We start from the raw sequence: 455 nt of genomic DNA, 5'->3' as shown, positions 1-455 counted from the left end.
TTGAACTGGTATGCGTATGTAGCTAATAATCCGCTTGGATATGTAGACCCTAGTGGGCATGAATTTATGCCTACCACAAAAGGCGGAATATTTTATACTAACCAGAAGACGATTATTCATTGTCAAAGAGTAGGCATGGGGACTTGTTGGAATGAGTTTAAAGCAGGAACTATGCAGGCATCCATGGCCGTAGCGAATTTCTTGATAGTGGATGATATCAACACGATACTTGATCCCAAATCGTCCACATATGACAAAACACTTGCGCTGGCAGGATTTATACCTGTTGGTAAGTTTATTAAAGGCGGAAAATTGATCATACAGCTGACGAGTAAGGAGGGAAGATACGTTGAGCGTTCTGTTAAATTGACAGAAAAAAATCTGAAATTGGCCAAGGCGCTCCCTTGTAACTGCTTTACGGCGGGGACTAAAGTTCAAACAGACGAAGGGGAGAA

At 42.0% G+C, this 455-nt stretch carries 1 pseudogene; it reads left to right on the top strand.

The window, feature by feature from the left end:
• A pseudogene (locus JO375_RS12520) lies at positions 1 to 455 on the top strand (hypothetical protein); the annotation flags it as partial.

Source organism: Paenibacillus farraposensis (genome assembly GCF_020736845.1).
Lineage (GTDB): Bacteria > Bacillota > Bacilli > Paenibacillales > Paenibacillaceae > Paenibacillus > Paenibacillus farraposensis.
The sequence above is the reverse complement of the archived record's forward strand: the minus strand, read 5'-3'. Positions and strand labels throughout refer to the sequence as shown.